General features: G+C 50.0%; 14 protein-coding genes. 5 read left to right on the top strand and 9 right to left on the bottom strand.

What is annotated here, in order from left to right:
* Positions 1 to 11: 11 nt before the first annotated feature.
* Positions 12 to 2,924, bottom strand: coding sequence for an EAL domain-containing protein (locus Q8K39_RS07845; protein ID WP_305259229.1), 2,913 nt, complete (start codon positions 2,922 to 2,924; stop codon positions 12 to 14).
* A gap of 687 nt (positions 2,925 to 3,611) precedes the next feature.
* On the opposite strand from Q8K39_RS07845, the gene glnA reads away from it, so the two are divergent.
* The 4 genes from glnA (at position 3,612) to ntrC (ending at position 8,393) form a co-directional block, all read left to right on the top strand.
* The gene (gene glnA / locus Q8K39_RS07840; RefSeq protein ID WP_110258329.1) at positions 3,612 to 5,027 is read left to right on the top strand and encodes a type I glutamate--ammonia ligase; all 1,416 of its coding nucleotides are present in this window, start codon (positions 3,612 to 3,614) and stop codon (positions 5,025 to 5,027) included.
* A 140-nt stretch (positions 5,028 to 5,167) separates the two neighbouring features.
* Positions 5,168 to 5,644, top strand: coding sequence for a DUF4124 domain-containing protein (locus tag Q8K39_RS07835; protein WP_370868577.1), 477 nt, complete (start codon positions 5,168 to 5,170; stop codon positions 5,642 to 5,644).
* A gap of 86 nt (positions 5,645 to 5,730) precedes the next feature.
* Positions 5,731 to 6,804 carry a nitrogen regulation protein NR(II) gene (gene glnL / locus Q8K39_RS07830; RefSeq protein WP_305259226.1) on the top strand — a complete coding sequence of 358 codons (1,074 nt, stop codon included), beginning with the start codon at positions 5,731 to 5,733 and terminating at the stop codon, positions 6,802 to 6,804.
* A gap of 77 nt (positions 6,805 to 6,881) precedes the next feature.
* Complete coding sequence (gene ntrC, locus Q8K39_RS07825) at positions 6,882 to 8,393, top strand: nitrogen regulation protein NR(I) (protein ID WP_186954284.1); 1,512 nt, start codon at positions 6,882 to 6,884, stop codon at positions 8,391 to 8,393.
* 61 nt (positions 8,394 to 8,454) lie between these two features.
* Here ntrC and Q8K39_RS07820 read toward each other — a convergent pair whose 3' ends face one another.
* The 5 genes from Q8K39_RS07820 to Q8K39_RS07800 all read right to left on the bottom strand — a co-directional run bounded on the left by Q8K39_RS07820 (position 8,455) and on the right by Q8K39_RS07800 (position 11,899).
* Positions 8,455 to 8,979, bottom strand: coding sequence for a phosphatidylglycerophosphatase A (locus tag Q8K39_RS07820; protein ID WP_230413739.1), 525 nt, complete (start codon positions 8,977 to 8,979; stop codon positions 8,455 to 8,457).
* Positions 8,976 to 9,944 carry a thiamine-phosphate kinase gene (gene thiL / locus Q8K39_RS07815; protein ID WP_305259224.1) on the bottom strand — a complete coding sequence of 323 codons (969 nt, stop codon included), beginning with the start codon at positions 9,942 to 9,944 and terminating at the stop codon, positions 8,976 to 8,978. The genes Q8K39_RS07820 and thiL overlap by 4 nt, the downstream gene beginning before the upstream one ends.
* A gap of 75 nt (positions 9,945 to 10,019) precedes the next feature.
* Positions 10,020 to 11,207 carry an NAD(P)/FAD-dependent oxidoreductase gene (locus tag Q8K39_RS07810; RefSeq protein ID WP_305259223.1) on the bottom strand — a complete coding sequence of 396 codons (1,188 nt, stop codon included), beginning with the start codon at positions 11,205 to 11,207 and terminating at the stop codon, positions 10,020 to 10,022.
* 7 nt (positions 11,208 to 11,214) lie between these two features.
* A complete protein-coding gene (locus Q8K39_RS07805) occupies positions 11,215 to 11,379 on the bottom strand; it encodes a rubredoxin (RefSeq protein ID WP_110258335.1) in 165 nt (54 codons plus the stop codon).
* Positions 11,380 to 11,419: 40 nt separating this feature from the next.
* On the bottom strand, positions 11,420 to 11,899 hold the full coding sequence (locus tag Q8K39_RS07800) for a rubrerythrin family protein (protein ID WP_186954287.1): 480 nt from the start codon (positions 11,897 to 11,899) through the stop codon (positions 11,420 to 11,422).
* 272 nt (positions 11,900 to 12,171) lie between these two features.
* Between Q8K39_RS07800 and Q8K39_RS07795 the strand changes: the two genes are divergently transcribed.
* Complete coding sequence (locus Q8K39_RS07795; RefSeq protein WP_305259221.1) at positions 12,172 to 14,481, top strand: NADP-dependent malic enzyme; 2,310 nt, start codon at positions 12,172 to 12,174, stop codon at positions 14,479 to 14,481.
* A 61-nt stretch (positions 14,482 to 14,542) separates the two neighbouring features.
* On the opposite strand, the gene Q8K39_RS07790 is transcribed toward Q8K39_RS07795, so the two are convergent.
* The 3 genes from Q8K39_RS07790 to Q8K39_RS07780 form a co-directional block, all read right to left on the bottom strand.
* Positions 14,543 to 15,448, bottom strand: a complete 906-nt coding sequence (locus Q8K39_RS07790; protein WP_186954288.1) for a 5'-nucleotidase — start codon at positions 15,446 to 15,448, stop codon at positions 14,543 to 14,545.
* 49 nt (positions 15,449 to 15,497) lie between these two features.
* Positions 15,498 to 16,151, bottom strand: coding sequence for a DNA oxidative demethylase AlkB (gene alkB, locus Q8K39_RS07785; RefSeq protein WP_305259220.1), 654 nt, complete (start codon positions 16,149 to 16,151; stop codon positions 15,498 to 15,500).
* A gap of 37 nt (positions 16,152 to 16,188) precedes the next feature.
* Positions 16,189 to 16,516 (bottom strand): hypothetical protein (locus tag Q8K39_RS07780; protein ID WP_305259218.1); only part of this gene is annotated, 328 nt, incomplete at its 5' end.

Raw genomic sequence — 16,516 nt, 5'->3', positions numbered from 1 at the left:
TGTGCGCTAGTTTAGCGTAATTCGGCGCTGGGTTTGCCATACAGATAACCCTGGTAAGAAAGGCAGCCTTGCTGTTGCAGGAAGTCGCGTTGCGCTGCTGTTTCCACACCTTCGGCAATCACGGCCAGACCCAGGCTTTGGCCAAGGGCAATGATAGTTCTGGTGATGACGGCATCGTTGTTATTGTTGAGGATGTCGCGCACGAAGGACTGGTCTATCTTGAGCTGGTCCAGTGGCAGGCGCTTGAGATAGGAGAGGGAGGAATACCCCGTGCCAAAGTCATCCAGTGAAAATCCTACACCTCTGGTTTTTAACTGGTTCATCTTGTCTATGGTGGCTTCGACATTGTCAACCAGCAGGCTCTCTGTCAATTCCAGTTTGAGTTTGCTGGCGTCGATTTGGTAGTGCCGGATGTTGTCGAGCACCAGTGTTACAAAGTCGTTTTGCCTGAATTGGCGTGCGCTGACATTGACGGCAAGTGTGCGGTTTTTTGTGTCTTCGCTGTTTTGCCATTCTGCCAGTTTGGCGCAGGCTGTTTTCAGTATCCAGGCGCCCAGACTGAGGATGAGGCCGGACTCTTCTGCCAGGGGAATGAAGTCGGATGGTGGCACCAGGCCTTTTTGCGGATGTTGCCAGCGCACCAGTGCTTCGGCACCGGTGACTTGCCCGCTGCTGTTGACTTGAGGTTGGTAGTATAAAACGAACTGTTCTTGCAGCAGACCCTGGCGCATATCGGCTTCAAGAGCGGCGCGGGTATTGACGATGTCGAGCATATCTTTGTCAAAGAAGCGGTAGCTGTTGCCACCGCTGGATTTGGCTTCGTACATGGCGACTTCGACTTGTTTCAACAATTCTTCAGCCGAGGTGTTTTGTTTGTCAAACAGGGTGATGCCTATGCTGGCACTGCTATGATATTCAAGATGCTCCAGGTCATAGGGCGCGCGCAGGTCTGCCAGAATTTTGGTGGCAATCATTTGGACTTCGATGGCAGTTTCCCTAATGTTGTCGCTGAGTTCTTCCAGCAGCAGGACAAATTCATCGCCGCCATAACGAGCCAGTGTGTCACCTTTGCGTATGCTGTGCGCCAGGCGTTTGGCGACTACTTGCAAGAGCAGATCGCCCTTGCCATGTCCGCTGCTGTCGTTGATGGTCTTGAAATCGTCGAGGTCAAGAAAGAGCACGGCACCGTACTGATTGCTGCGGCTTTTTGCCTGCAGGCTGTGTTGCAGCCGGTCTATCAACAGGCGGCGGTTGGCCAGGCCGGTTAATGGATCATGGTAGGCCAGGTGTTCAAGTTTGGCTTCGGTGGCTTTTCTTTGGGTGATGTCGAGCATGGTGGCGACATAGTTGACGACTTTGCCGCTGGCATTTTTGACGGCAGTGATGGTCAGCCATTCTGGATACACTTCGCCATTTTTCCTGCGGTTCCAGATTTCGCCTTGCCAGAAGGCGTTGGCTTCAAGCTGCTTGCCCATATCCTCATAATAACTGGCACCGTGCAGGCCGGATTTGAGCAAGCTGGTTTGCTTGCCCAGGGCTTCTTCGCGGCTGTAGCCAGTGATGCGGGTAAATGCCTGGTTGACGCGCAAGATGGCGCGGTGGGCATCGGTGATGAGCATGCCTTCCTGGCCTTCAAAGGCAATGGCGGCAATGCGCAAATCTTCTTCTGCGCGTTTGCGCTCGGTAATGTCTTGCACCGTGCCCATGCGTCTGGCACTTTGTCCATCATATTGTGAATGCAGCCAGCGGACTTCGCCGTCCAGGCGGATGCGGTGTTCTATGCTGGCATCTGCGCCTGCTTGTACTTGCGCCCAGAATTGCTTCACGGCTGGCATATCGTCAGGGTGTATGCGTTGCAGCAGGCTGGAACAATCGAGCTTGCTGCCGCTTGGGTAGCCAAGTATGCGGCTCGTTTCTTCCGAGTAGCGCCATTCCTTGGTATCTTCACCTATGCTCCAGCTACCGGTTTTTGAAATGCGCTGCGCGCGTCTCAAATCTGTTTCGCGCTGACTTAGTTCGGCGGTTCTTTCGGCGATAATATTTTTCAGGTTTTTTCTTTGTCTGCTCGCTTCCAACAATAGTTGGACCAGGTATGCCAGCATCAGGCTAAATAAAAAACCGATGCTGCTATAAAGGAGCAGGGTGTTACTGAAGGGAGTTGAATGCCTGGGAGTCAGGTCCAGTGTCCATTCTACGTTTGGCAACTTGATGGCATGGCGAATATTATTTCCCGGCTTGAATCCTGGCGATTTTTGTATGACTTGATGAGTGTGTGTGCTTGGATCGATACGCCACAGTTCATAGTCATAGCCGCGTGCGACCAGTTTGGATAGTTCTGCATCAGCCAATACAGTTTTTAAATCAATGACGGCAGAGATCAGCCCCCAGAATTCGGCTGGTTTGTTGGCGTCGATGGCATCATCCAGAAATACCGGCAAGCGGGCGATGATGCCTGTGCCGCCCCTGGTCAGGGGTAGCGGCCCCGCCAGTGTCAATTGTGCGCTATCGCGTGCCAGCATGGCCTCGGTCTTGCGGACAGGGTCTGTCAATAAATTGATGCCCAGCCCATGTTCACGCCATTCAGATGGTGCCACATCGGTGGTGATGCCTTGCGGGGCCAGATAAAGTGCGGCAATTTGTGGGTGATATTGCAAGATCTTGTCGGCAAAGCGTTCAAAGTTCCGGATGCGGCCATTGCTGTCTGCCACCATGCCTGCCAGCGCATAGGTTGCCGATATCGCCTTGTGCATATTATTTTGCAGGGCGTTTGCCTGGGCGCGTGCCAGGTCATAGGCGAGCAAATGTTCTTCCTGGTTTGCACTGTCCTCAAGCTTGATAATGATTGCTGTGCTGGCCAGCATTGCCAGGACAAAAGTCAGCGATGCAAACAGCAAAGGCTTGCGCAGATTGAGATGAGGCGACATAGTTAACAATAGGTATAGGCAGCGATGCCCATGCTTGAGTTCATTCGGGATAAATTAGGCGAGGGAGGGGCTTGCGACACGAAAAGACATGCATAGTCTAAATGAGAATGAATCGCATATCGTGGAATGCCAAGGAATGTTGATTTTGATCAATATTGTCAATCAAATATTCCAATTAGGGCTTACGCACAATTGTCCCAACAAGGCGTAGCGACGAAGACAGTACTTTAGTACGACTAGGAGCTGCAGTGCAGTTGGGACGGTTTTGCGTAAGTCCTATCAATGCATTTTCTTTGCGACTCTGATGAAATACGAATAAATATTGCGATGATACAAAATGGTGCAAAAATTCAACCCTCGATTGAAAATGCACCAAAATGGCAAATATTTTGTGTGACGCATTATTTTGGTGCGTAATATTAATTTGTATAATGCTACGCTGCTCCTGATTTCTATGAGAAAACGCCACAAAAACAGGCATTTAACAAATTTCGTATTTATATATACATGATCTGGGTGATGGCATGGTTTCTGCTATCATCCTCCATTGAGTTTAGCCGCCAGGTAAGGGTTTTCGGTAAGGACCAGTAAGACAAGGTTTGTCTGTTGGACGAGATTGCACAAAACTGGCAGGCGCAGCACTCAGCAATTTCCGAATTTATTTTTTAGCTCTCAGAGGAGTTTCACATGGCAATGACAGCCGCAGAAGTCTTGAAAATGGCGAAAGATAACGAAGTCAAATTCGTTGATTTTCGCTTTGCTGATACCCGAGGCAAAGAACAGCACGTAACTGTTCCAATTTCCCAGTTCGACATTGATAAATTCGAATCTGGCCATGCATTTGACGGCTCGTCCATCGCAGGCTGGAAAGGTATTGAAGCATCTGACATGTTGTTGATGCCAGATCCATCTACTGCCAATATTGATCCTTTCTTCGAAGAAACGACATTGTTCATGCAATGTGATGTTATCGAGCCATCTGATGGCAAAGGTTATGACCGTGACCCACGTTCCATCGCGAAACGCGCTGAAGCGTATTTGAAATCTTCTGGCATTGGTGACACAGCTTACTTTGGCCCAGAACCAGAATTCTTCATTTTCGATAGCGTACGCTGGAAAGTGGACATGTCTGGCTGTTTCGTCAAGATTGATTCTGACGAAGCGTCCTGGACGACAGGCGAAAAACTCGAAGGCGGCAATACTGGCCATCGTCCTACGGTTAAAGGCGGTTACTTCCCGGTTCCTCCAGTCGACAGCTTCCAGGACATGCGTTCTGAAATGTGTTTGATTCTGGAATCCTTGGGCATTCCGGTTGAAGTGCATCACCATGAAGTGGCTGGCGCTGGTCAAAATGAGATCGGTACCAAGTTCTCTACTTTGGTTGAGCGTGCAGACTGGACACAAAACCTGAAATACGTGGTCTGGAATGTTGCCCACACCTATGGCAAGACAGCGACTTTCATGCCTAAGCCTATCGTTGGCGACAACGGTTCTGGCATGCACGTGCATCAATCCATCTGGAAAGATGGCAAAAATCTGTTTGCTGGCGACGGCTATGCTGGTTTGTCTGATTTTGCGCTGTACTATATCGGCGGTATCATCAAGCATGCAAAAGCATTGAATGCGATCACTAACCCAGGCACCAACTCTTACAAGCGTTTGGTTCCAGGTTATGAAGCTCCAGTGAAACTGGCTTACTCTGCACGTAACCGTTCTGCTTCGATCCGTATTCCTTACGTTGCCAATCCAAAAGGACGCCGTATTGAAACACGTTTCCCTGATCCACTGGCTAACCCATACCTGTGCTTTGCGGCACTGATGATGGCAGGTCTGGACGGCGTACAGAACAAGATCCATCCTGGTGAAGCTGCCAGCAAAGATCTGTACCATTTGCCACCAGAGGAAGATGCATTGATCCCGACAGTCTGCGCATCTTTGGAAGAAGCACTGGAAGCATTGAACAAAGACCGCGAGTTCCTGACACGCGGTGGTGTATTCAGCGACAGCATGATCGACGCCTACATTGATTTGAAAATGCAAGAAGTGCAACGCTTCCGCATGACAACTCATCCAGTTGAATTCGATATGTATTACTCTCTGTAATTCTGAGTAAATGCACAAAAAAGCGGGGGTAACCCCGCTTTTTTTGTTACAAATGCTAATTTCTCTGTAATTGTGTTGCAGCGCTGCATGACATACACTATCAGTCTGTTAATGATTATTGCTTTCCTATGAACCGACTCTTGTCAGGCCTTATTCTCTTTATTGGTGCGCAGACGCTTGCCTATGCGCAGGGCGATGTATTCCTGTGTGTGGACGATAATGGTAAAAAAGAATACAAAAACACAGGTGCTGTCAAAGGTTGCAAAAAGGTCGAATTGCAAGGCATCACCGTTGTCCCTGCGCCAGCATTGCCTGCTCCAGGCAAGAAGCCACAGGGTAAACCGGCTAGCAGCCCCAGCGATTTCCCCAAGGTAGATGACAGCACTCAAAAAGCCAGGGACTCGGACCGCAAGCAGATTTTGCAGGATGAATTAAAGACGGAAGAGCAGAAGCTGGCAAATCTGAAGAAAGAATACAATAATGGTGAGCCTGAGCGTCGTGGTGATGAAAGAAATTATGCCAAATATCAGGAACGCACCAATTTGATGAAAGAAGACATCGCCCGCACTGAAAAGAACATAGAAGCACTGAAACGTGAAATTGCCAACGCAAAATAAGTTGCCAGTGTGAAAATGCAAAATGCTGTTCGGGCATGATGCTTGCGTAAAGGTCGCTCTGTGCGGCCTTTTTTTATGGACAAGTTGTGAAAACTCCACTTACCTCGTTTGCTGGCCTGGATTTGCTGACATCAGCCGTGATTGTGCTGGATGCAGAAAGCAGCATTTTATTTGCCAATGCAGCTGCTGAAAACCTGCTCGACTCTTCCTTCAAGTCGCTTACGCATTTGAAGCTGACTGATTTATTCCTGAATGGGCAGGAATTGACTGCCGTTTTTCATCAGGCGGTAGCCCATCAATTTGCTGACAAGCGCCAGGATCTTACACTGGAGCGGGCAGGGCGTGAGCCTTTGCATGTACACAGTATCGTAACAGCCCTTGATAATCCTGAGACCCCGGTCCTGATAGAGTTGCGCGAAAACGTGCAACAACTCAAGCTCGACAGGGAAGAGCGCATGCTGGATCAGAGCAAGGCCAACAAAGAGCTGATCCGCAATCTTGCCCATGAAATCAAGAATCCCCTCGGTGGAATACGCGGCGCAGCACAATTACTGGAGCTGGAATTGCCCGAGCGCCACCTACGTGAATTGCGCGAATATACCCAGGTCATTATCAAGGAAGCTGACCGGCTGCAGACCCTGGTGGACCGTTTGCTGGCCCCGCATCGCCTGCCACATATTGTCGGGGATGTGAATATCCATGAAGTCTGTGAGCGCGTGCGCAGTCTGATCGTAGCAGAGTTTCCACAAGGCCTGAGCATCAAGCGCGACTATGATTTATCGATCCCTGAATTTCGTGGCGACAAAGAACAGTTAATACAGACAGTTTTGAACATCGCCCACAATGCGGCGCAAGCACTAAGCGAGCGTATCAGGCAGGGTGATGCCGTGCTAACTTTCAAGTCGCGCGTGGTACGCCAGATTACTTTGGCCAAGGTACGCTACAGGCTGGCATTAGACTTGCATATCATCGATAACGGTCCGGGCATCCCACCTGAGATTCGCAATCGCATTTTCTATCCTCTGGTATCGGGCAAGGAAGGCGGTAGCGGTCTGGGCTTGACGCTGGCACAAACTTTCGTTGAACAACATATGGGTGTCATCGAATGTGAGAGCCGGCCGGGATGTACGGATTTCCGGATACTGATACCACTACCTTAAATAAAGGTGTGGCAAAGTGGCTGCACCAAAAGTGCTCCTTCTATCGATATGCTTAACACAGACTGCAAAACGACAATATGAAACCAATCTGGATAGTGGACGACGACGATTCGATTCGCTGGGTGCTGGAAAAGGCGCTGGCGAGAGAAAATCTGGTAACGCGCAGCTTCACCAATGCAAGAGATGCAATGAACGCCTTGCAAAGCGATACGCCGCAGGTGCTGGTGTCTGATATACGCATGCACGGCGCTTCTGGCCTTGAACTATTGCAAACTGTCAAAGCCAAGTACCCAGGTTTACCGGTAATAATCATGACGGCGTTTTCTGACCTGGAATCAGCAGTAGCTGCTTTTCAAGGCGGAGCGTTTGAGTACATGGCCAAGCCTTTTGATCTCGACAAGGCAGTTGAGCTGATACGTCGCGCGCTTGATGAAAGCCTGCGCGAATCCAGTGTAGAGCAAAGCATGTCTGAAACGCCGGAAATACTTGGTCAGGCACCAGCCATGCAAGATGTGTTTCGCGCCATTGGTCGTTTGTCGCAATCCAATGTGACAGTGATGATCACGGGCGAATCAGGTAGTGGTAAAGAGCTGGTGGCGCGCGCCTTGCATAAGCACAGCCCACGCGCATCACAGCCTTTCATTGCCTTGAATACCGCAGCCATCCCCAAGGATTTGCTGGAATCAGAATTGTTTGGTCATGAGCGTGGCGCCTTTACTGGCGCACAAACCACACGTCGTGGCCGTTTCGAGCAGGCAGAGGGCGGCACCTTGTTCCTCGATGAAATTGGTGACATGCCTTTTGATTTGCAGACGCGTCTGTTACGGGTGTTATCGGATGGCCATTTCTATCGCGTTGGCGGACATCAGCCAATGAAGGCGAATGTGCGCGTGATCGCTGCGACTCACCAAAATCTGGAAACCCGGGTGAAAGACGGCTTGTTCCGCGAAGATTTGTATCATCGCCTGAACGTCATCCGCCTGCGCTTACCCAGCTTGCGTGAGCGCCGTGAAGATATCCCGTTGCTGACCAAATATTTCTTGAACCAGAGCGCCAAACAACTGGGTGTGGATGTCAAGCGCATGTCCGAGCCTGCATTGCAATTTTTGTCCAGCCTGGATTTTCCCGGTAATGTCCGCCAATTGGAAAATCTGTGTAACTGGATCACCGTCATGGCGCCGGGGCAAACGGTAGAAATGCCCGACTTGCCGCAAGACCTGGTACCGGCTACTGTAGGTGCGGTACAAGCGCCAGTTGCTATTAGCGGTCATGATGCACCAGTCAGTAACCATGAAAATCTGGCAAATGCGACAACAGTTAATGGCAGTTCACTGCCTGATAAATCAGCGTACCGTAGCGGCGAAAGCTGGGTCTCTCTGCTGGAAGCGGAGGCGACAGCGATGTTGGCTGAAGGCCAGTCAGAAGTCATCGACAAGCTGGGGCGTTGTTTTGAATCCGTCGTCATCAAAGCGGCTTTGCGCCATACTCATGGCCGCAAGAATGATGCAGCGATACGTTTGGGCATAGGTAGAAATACCATAACGCGCAAGATTCAGGAACTGGGAATAGACGGGGTGAAGGACGAATAGTGTTTTGATATGTATGGCACGAATAATGGCTGCCAAATCTTGCATTGGCAGCCATTATTTTTTAAATGCGATACCACAAGGCAAAGGTCAACAGGCAAAAGAAAGCAGCAACAATGTCATCCCACATGACACCAAAACCACCTTTCAGGTGGCGGTCAAAATAACCTATCGGTGGTGGTTTGACCATGTCAAAAAAACGAAAGCCTATGAATGCCCATAACTGGGTTTGCCAGTTGGCAGGCACGATGAAAATCAATACCAGCCAAAAGGCGATGATCTCGTCCCAGACCATGCTGCCGTGGTCAGCGACACCCAGGTTTTTGCCCGTGACATCACAAGCCCAGACGCCAACCGCAAAGCCAACCACGATGATGATGGCCCAATTGGTCGTCGTAAACACATCTGGCCAGCGGGTAGAAAATACATAAAAACTCAACCACGCAAACAGGGTGCCCGAGGTGCCTGGCATGACAGGTGACAAGCCACTGCCAAAGCCTTGCGCCAGGATGTGCGCAGGGTGGCGTAACATGAAACGCCAGTCTGGTTTCTGGATGATGGTCGTCTGCTTGTTTTCTGTGGTAGTCATGGATGGGCAAAGTGATCAAATGATTTATATTGCAGGAAGACTGTCTGGCCTTGTTCATCCAGCAAACGCAAGCCTGCACCTGCCACTATATGGCCTATATGTGTGACGGTGGTGCTGGCTTGTGCGGCGGCAGTCTGCACATCTTGCCTGCAACTTGCTGGAGCGGTGAAACACAATTCATAGTCGTCTCCACCATTTAGGGTAAATTGCCTGCGTAAATCTTGAGACTGCTTATGCAATACGGGGCCAGCAGGTAAACGATCGACGAATAAAGTGGCACCGACTGACGATTTTTCCAGAATATGACCAAGGTCACCGGCCAGGCCATCAGAAATATCCAATGCCGCATGGGCGATGCCACGCAAGGCCATGCCCAATGCAATACGCGGGATGGGCTGGTGCATACGTGTTGCCGCCAATTGATGTTCGGATGTTGAAAGCCTGACTTCATTCCAATAGCCAGCCAATGCCAGCCGCGCATCACCCAAAGTGCCGGATACCCAGATGTCATCACCAACTTTGGCCGCATCGCGGCGCAGGGCAGTGCCTGGCGGCAGCTCGCCAAAAATTGTGATGCAGATGTTCAATGGCCCCTTGGTGGTGTCGCCACCGATCAGGTGACAGCCGTGTTCATCTGCCAGGGCTAGCAAACCGCGTGAAAATTCTGCCAGCCAGTCAGGATTTGCTTCGGGGAGTGATAGAGCCAGGGTAAACGCCAGTGGCGCAGCACCCATGGCCGCCAGGTCGGACAAATTTACAGCCAGGCATTTATGACCTAAGGTGTACGGGTCTGCATCCGGGAAAAAGTGACGGCCAGATACCAGCATGTCGCTGGAAATGGCCAACTGCATGCCTAGGCTGGGATTGAGCAGGGCACAATCATCCCCTATGCCCAGGGCGATGCGGCTGTCTAGAATACTGTGTCGCGCAAAATAGCGCTTGATGAGATCGAATTCGGAAAGCATGGGCGCATTGTACCTAAGGTGGCTCAGGATTCAAGATAAACCCCCGACACCGTTGGTGCTATGCGCTTTGTTTAATCATATCGGTCTGGCTACCTGTGCTTCCGATAGCTCAGCGATGAGCGCATTTCTCGATTTGGCATCTTGCGGTGCAAGGGCAAAACCATGCATTTTCTTGTTCTCATCAAAGTAGCGGCTTGTCGTGACACCTTCCGTGCACACCGATTCCCAGCTACCTGATTTGCTGACGGCAAGCGCAGGCGGGATCAGTGCGACCGGATAACTAGGCGTCTTGACCAGGACGGCGGTTGGTTTCATGTCTATGCTAGTCAATTTCCCTGTCAGACTTTGCGCTATCGCCCGCGCTGCAGTCATGATGGGTGCAACATATGGCATCAAGCTATGGCTGCCATCGGCTTGCTTGTACTGAGCACAATCACCTAAGGAAAATATGCCAGGCACACTGGTTTGACCATGCTCATCAATAATAATGCCGCGATCAGTTTGCAATTGAGCTGCCTGCGCCAGGCGTATATCGGCACGCAATCCTACGGCTGACAAGACCACATCGGTATCAAAAACCTCGTCATTGGATAGCCTTACTTGCAGAGCATTGCCTTGCTTGGCTATCTGGGTGGCGGTTGTGCCCAATTTTGATTTCACACCTTTACTTTCAAGCGCCGCATGCAAGCCTGAAGAAATAGCTGCCGGTGCCAAAGCTGCCAGGGGCAACGGGTTAGGGTCTATCAAGATGACTTCATGTCCCGCACTGGCCAGGTCATCGCTGAATTCACAGCCTATCAAGCCAGCACCCAGAATGGTGACCCTGGCCTTGTCGCCAGCTAGTGCCAGTTTGTTGCGAAACACGGCATAGTCAGCCAAGTTGTTGACAAACAAAACCTGATCAGCCGCGTTGCCATCAATGAGCAGGCGTATCGCCTGCGCGCCAAGCGCCAGCACCAGTTGGGAATATTCAAAATCACCCATCTTGGTTTGTATGGTTTGCGCCTGCGTATTGATGCTGCTGACTACAGTACCGGTCAGGATATTTGCATTCAACTCCGCAGCCATCTGGTCCACCGTTTTACTTTTTAATTGTTGCGGCTGCTTTCCCATTGCAAAGGCATTCGACAGCATAGGCTTGGAATAAAAGCCGCCATCATCGCCAGTGACGATCAGCAAGGGCGTAGTTTTATCGAGCTTGCGAAATTCTCTGGCGACCGTATAACCAGCAAGGCCGGAACCGATGATGGCGATGGGTTTCATGGCTACCTCAGATTTCTATCATGTCAAAATCAGCTTTGGCGACGCCGCAATCAGGGCATTCCCAATCGGCAGGAATGTCATCCCAGCGTGTGCCAGCGGCGATGCCTTCTTCTGGCAAACCTTTGGATTCTTCATAAATAAAACCGCATACGATGCATTGGTAAGTTTTCATAGTGTCTTCTGTATGTTGATTGAATGATTTCTTGCTGTGCTTAAGCCTGATTGGCTTCCAATACCGCCCGATAATGATTGGCATGGCGCTCTTCGACCTTTGCCAGCGCAGCAAAGCGTTTAGCAGCGATTTCTAAAGTCCGCTTAAAGTTTTCAGCGTGTTCCTTAGATTCTGCGATTTGCTCATCGTATTCAGCGACAGCAGCCTGGTTGCCTTCTTCCACAGCGAGATGGCGGAATTTTGGGTACATTTCTGTGTATTCATAGGTCTCACCTTCGATAGCAATTTCCAGGGCGCGTTGTGGCGTCAATTGTGTTTTTGGGTATAACAAGTCAAGATGGCCAAAGGCATGCATGACTTCCTGATCAGCGGTTGCTTCAAATGCTTCTGCAATTTCGATTGCGCCGGCTTCACGTGCCAGTTTGGCGAAATAGCGGTATTTGATATGGGCCATGGATTCGCCAGCAAAAGCGGACTCAAGGTTCTGGATGGTGACGGATGGGTTTGCCTGGGTGCTCATAATGCTCTCCTTGGTTATTTGCGGTGTTGTTTGCAATTGCTATCAACGTGAGATAGATAATAGATTTTAATAATTGATTTGAAAAGACAATTGATTCTATTGATTTGATAGTTAACAGCTATGTTTGTCTGCTTAACAGAATAAATTGCATTTGGTTATGCTAGAAAAGCATAAGAGTCGTACAAATACGTATAAAGTTAGAGGGTTCCCTCTGCTAGAATCTCTACCAGTAAGATTTCCGTAAGCAAAAAAATAGAAAGAAGGTCAAGCACATGGATTCGTCAGATCAAAAAGAGCAAATACGTCAACAATTGCGTCAGGCAGCGCTGGAATATCATGAATTTCCTACTCCTGGCAAAATCAGTGTCACAGCTACCAAGCAACTGACAAATCAACGTGATCTGGCTTTGGCGTATTCCCCAGGCGTTGCTGCGCCTTGTGAAGAAATCGTCGCGGATCCGACTGCTGCATTCAAATACACGGCGCGTGGCAATCTGGTGGGCGTTATCACAAATGGCACGGCGGTGCTTGGCCTGGGTAATATCGGTCCACTGGCATCCAAGCCAGTGATGGAAGGCAAGGGCGTCCTATTCAAGAAGTTTGCCGGTATCGATGTATTCGATATAGAAATCAGCGAATCTGATCCTGACAAGCTGGTTGATATCATCGCCTCGCTTGAGCCAACCTTTGGTGGTATCAATCTGGAAGATATCAAGGCGCCGGAGTGCTTCTATATAGAACGCAAACTGCGTGAGCGCATGAAGATACCCGTCTTTCATGATGACCAGCATGGTACGGCGATCATCGTCGGTGCGGCTATCCTGAACGGCTTGAAAGTGGTCGGTAAAACCATCAAAAATACCAAGCTGGTAGTATCTGGTGCAGGTGCTGCGGCGCTGGCCTGTCTGGACTTGATCGTTGATCTGGGCTTCCCGCTGGAAAATATCTTTGTCACCGATCTGGCAGGTGTGGTTTATAAGGGCCGTGTCGAACTGATGGACCCGGACAAAGAGCGTTTTGCCCAGGAAACCTCGGCTCGCAGCTTACGCGATGTGATGCCAGATGCAGATATCTTCCTGGGTTTGTCCGCTGCCGGTGTGCTCAAGCCGGATATGGTCAAGCTGATGGCACCAAATCCTTTGATTCTGGCTTTGGCCAACCCTACGCCAGAAATCTTGCCTGAAGAAGTCAAGGCTGTGCGTGATGATGCCATCATGGCGACTGGCCGTTCTGACTTTCCGAATCAAGTTAACAATGTTTTGTGTTTCCCCTATATTTTCCGTGGTGCTCTGGATTGCGGTGCAACCACCATCACGCGTGAAATGGAAATCGCAGTGGTGCATGCGATCGCTGAACTGGCCCAGGCTGAACAGTCGGATGTAGTTGCTTCTGCATACGGCATCAGCAATTTGTCCTTTGGCCCTGAATACCTGATACCGAAACCATTTGATCCTCGATTGATGATTAAGATTGCGCCTGCGGTTGCGCTGGCTGCAGAGCAGTGTGGGGTGGCGGTGCGTCCCATCAAGGATATGCAGGCATATGTAGAAAGACTGCAGCAATTCGTCTATCACAGTGGTACTTTCATGAAGCCATTGTTCCAGATCGCCAAAAAAGCACCGGCAGATCGCAAGCGTATTGTCTACGCAGAGGGCGAAGAAGAAAAAGTCCTGCGTGCGGTGCAGGTCATTGTTGATGAGAAACTGGCGGCACCAATCTTGGTCGGACGTCCACACATTCTTGATCAACGTATAGAGAAATTTGGTTTGCGCATCAAGGCCGGGGTGGATTTTCAAGTTATCAATCCTGAGCATGATGATCGCTATCGTGATTACTGGCAGACTTATCACCAGATGACTGCCCGCAAGGGAGTGACAGAGCAATACGCTAAACTGGAAATGCGCCGCCGTCATTCATTGATCGGTGCCATGATGATCCATAAAGGCGATGCAGATGGCATGATCTGCGGCACCTTTGGCACAACTGGCTTGCATTTGAATTACATCAACCAGGTGTTGGGCAAACGTGATGGTGTGAATGTCTATGCTGCCATGAATGGCCTGGTGTTGCCAGACCGTCAGATAGTGCTGGTCGATACCCACGTTAATGAAAACCCGACGGCAGAACAGATTGCCGAAATCACCATCCTGGCAGCGGAAGAAATGCGTCGCTTCGGCTTGTTGCCTAAAGCAGCCTTGTTGTCGCATTCGAATTTTGGTTCCAGCAATAGCGAATCTGCACAAAAAATGCGTGCTGCTTTGGCGATCATCCAGCGTGATGCCCCAGATCTTGAAGTTGATGGCGAAATGCATGGCGACACTGCGCTTGATACCAGCTATCGCAAGAAAATGATGCCTGATTCGACATTGAAGAGCGATGCCAATCTGCTGGTCATGCCGAATATTGACGCAGCCAATATCGCCTACAATCTGCTGAAAACAACAGCCGGCAATAACGTAGCGATTGGTCCTATCTTGCTGGGTTGCGCCAAGCCGGTACATATCCTGACACCATCGGCCACAGTGCGCCGTATCGTCAATATGACGGCCTTGTGTGTGGTGGATGCGGTAGCGCAGCGTTAATCTCTCGCAGTATGTAAAAAAGCCAGCCTTGTTGATCAGGCTGGCTTTTTTTCGAGGGAATTTATTTATCCTGTTTGACAGGTACGCGCCCGGTCGGCACAACATTCGACGCATGCAGACAATGGCCATGCTGGTCATCAAAAAACATATGTGGCTTGAAGGCTGCCAGCACGGCAGATTTATTGACACCACCCATAAAGAAGGTTTCATCGATTGCGATATTCCAGGCGCGAAGCGTACGTATCACTCGTTCGTGCGCTGGCGAGGCGCGGGCAGTCACCAGGGCAGTGCGTAAAGGGAAGGCGCGGCCATCCGGTGTTTTGAAATTATTCTGCAAATACGACAGGGCCACCAGTAACCTTGCAAACGGTCCTTGCGGCAAAGGCTTTCTGGCGTTTTCTCTTTCGTGTTCTTCAAAAGCTTCCACGCCATGTTCCTGATAAATGCGTTCGGATTCATCCGAAAAAATCACGGCATCACCATCAAACGCAATGCGAATCTGTTCCGGGTCCGCAGCATTGTCGGGCAAGCGATATAGCATTGCCGATGCCACGCCAGAATTGATGGCAGCTTGCACGTCGTCTTCATGCAGGGACAAAAACAGACTGACATTGAACGCCAGCAGGTAGGGTGCCAAAGGTGCACCGCCAGACAAGGCCGCACGTGTAATATCCAGACCATAGTGCGCGATCGAATTGAAGATGCGCAAGGATGTCTCAGACGAATTACGCGACATGATGACCACTTCTACCAGTCTGTGTCCGGGCGTCAGCGCATTCAGCTTTAGTAAGGCTTTGACCAGGCCAAAGCCGGCCCCAGGTTTTAATATGCTGTTTTCTTCTTGCAATTGATGCTGGCGATAGGCGTCCAGCCCTTGTTCCTGAAACAGCGTTTCCTCTGCTTCCAGATCAAATAAGGCACGTGATGAAATTCCTATGACTAAGAGATTGTCTAGCGAAAATGGCATATCGGATTGTTTGTCTTGTTATTCGGTGATGGGGTAAGTGGCGCTCTGTTTACTTCGCCTGGCGAAATGTCAGATTGATTCTCTGTGTTCCCAGTAGTGGATGTGCTGCTTCCTTGATTGGTGCGACACCATGGTAACGCAATCTGGCTGGACCACCCCAGACTACCACATCACCATGCGCCAAATGATAGCGCTGGACGGGATCTGTGCGCTGCATGCCACCAAAAAGAAATGTCGCTGGTATCCCCAATGAGAAAGATACGATGGGCGCGCCTAAGTTCTTTTCATCCTTGTCCTGATGCAGGCTCAGGCGCGACCCGACTTGATATTGATTGATCAGGCAGCTATCAGGCTTGAAATCGGGAAAGCCAGCTTCTTGTGCCGCTTGCACAGCAATTGAGAAAAAACTGTCTGGCATGGATGGCCAGTGCTTGCCATTATCAGGATCGTAAGTGCTATAGCGATATCCATTACTATCAGATACCCATCCTACTTCGCCACAACAAGTCATGGCGACGGACATGCGATGACCATTGGGAGTGAGTAACTGCCGGAAGGGATGCTTGATCATTATTTGCCGTATGCCATCCAGCAAAGTGATTTCATGTAGCACAGAAAAATGCCTCAGTATCAGCGCCCCCTCGCAGATGTCTTCAGTCCAGGGCTGTAAGTCACTGGCGTCATCAAATAGTGAATAGTTCATTGATTGGTTCTTGCTTGCTCATGTTGATCGCTCGTGCTCATATACATAAGCGTAATTCATTTTTTGTAAGTTTGGCGGTGAAAGTAAACTTCTCTTGCAAAGTGCCCCGTAAGTTTGCTATAGTTCGCCTCCCGCTGAAGAGCGGGGCTGAAGAAAGTGAAGTAATTATTGGTTTGAGCGAAAGAAATGACGCGGAAAGCCTAGTCTGTAAATAGCCTGAAGTAGTTGGGATTAAATCTAAAAGATTTAAACTGAACGAAATAAAAACAGGGTGTTGACAGCGACAAAGAAGTGCTTCATAATCTCGTTTCTCTGCTGCTAACGCACACAACGCTGCGACGCAAAACTGGATGAATAAGTAGTCC

The sequence above is a fragment of the Undibacterium sp. genome (assembly GCF_030683615.1).
GTDB lineage: Bacteria > Pseudomonadota > Gammaproteobacteria > Burkholderiales > Burkholderiaceae_D > Undibacterium > Undibacterium umbellatum.
The sequence above is the reverse complement of the archived record's forward strand: the minus strand, read 5'-3'. Positions and strand labels throughout refer to the sequence as shown.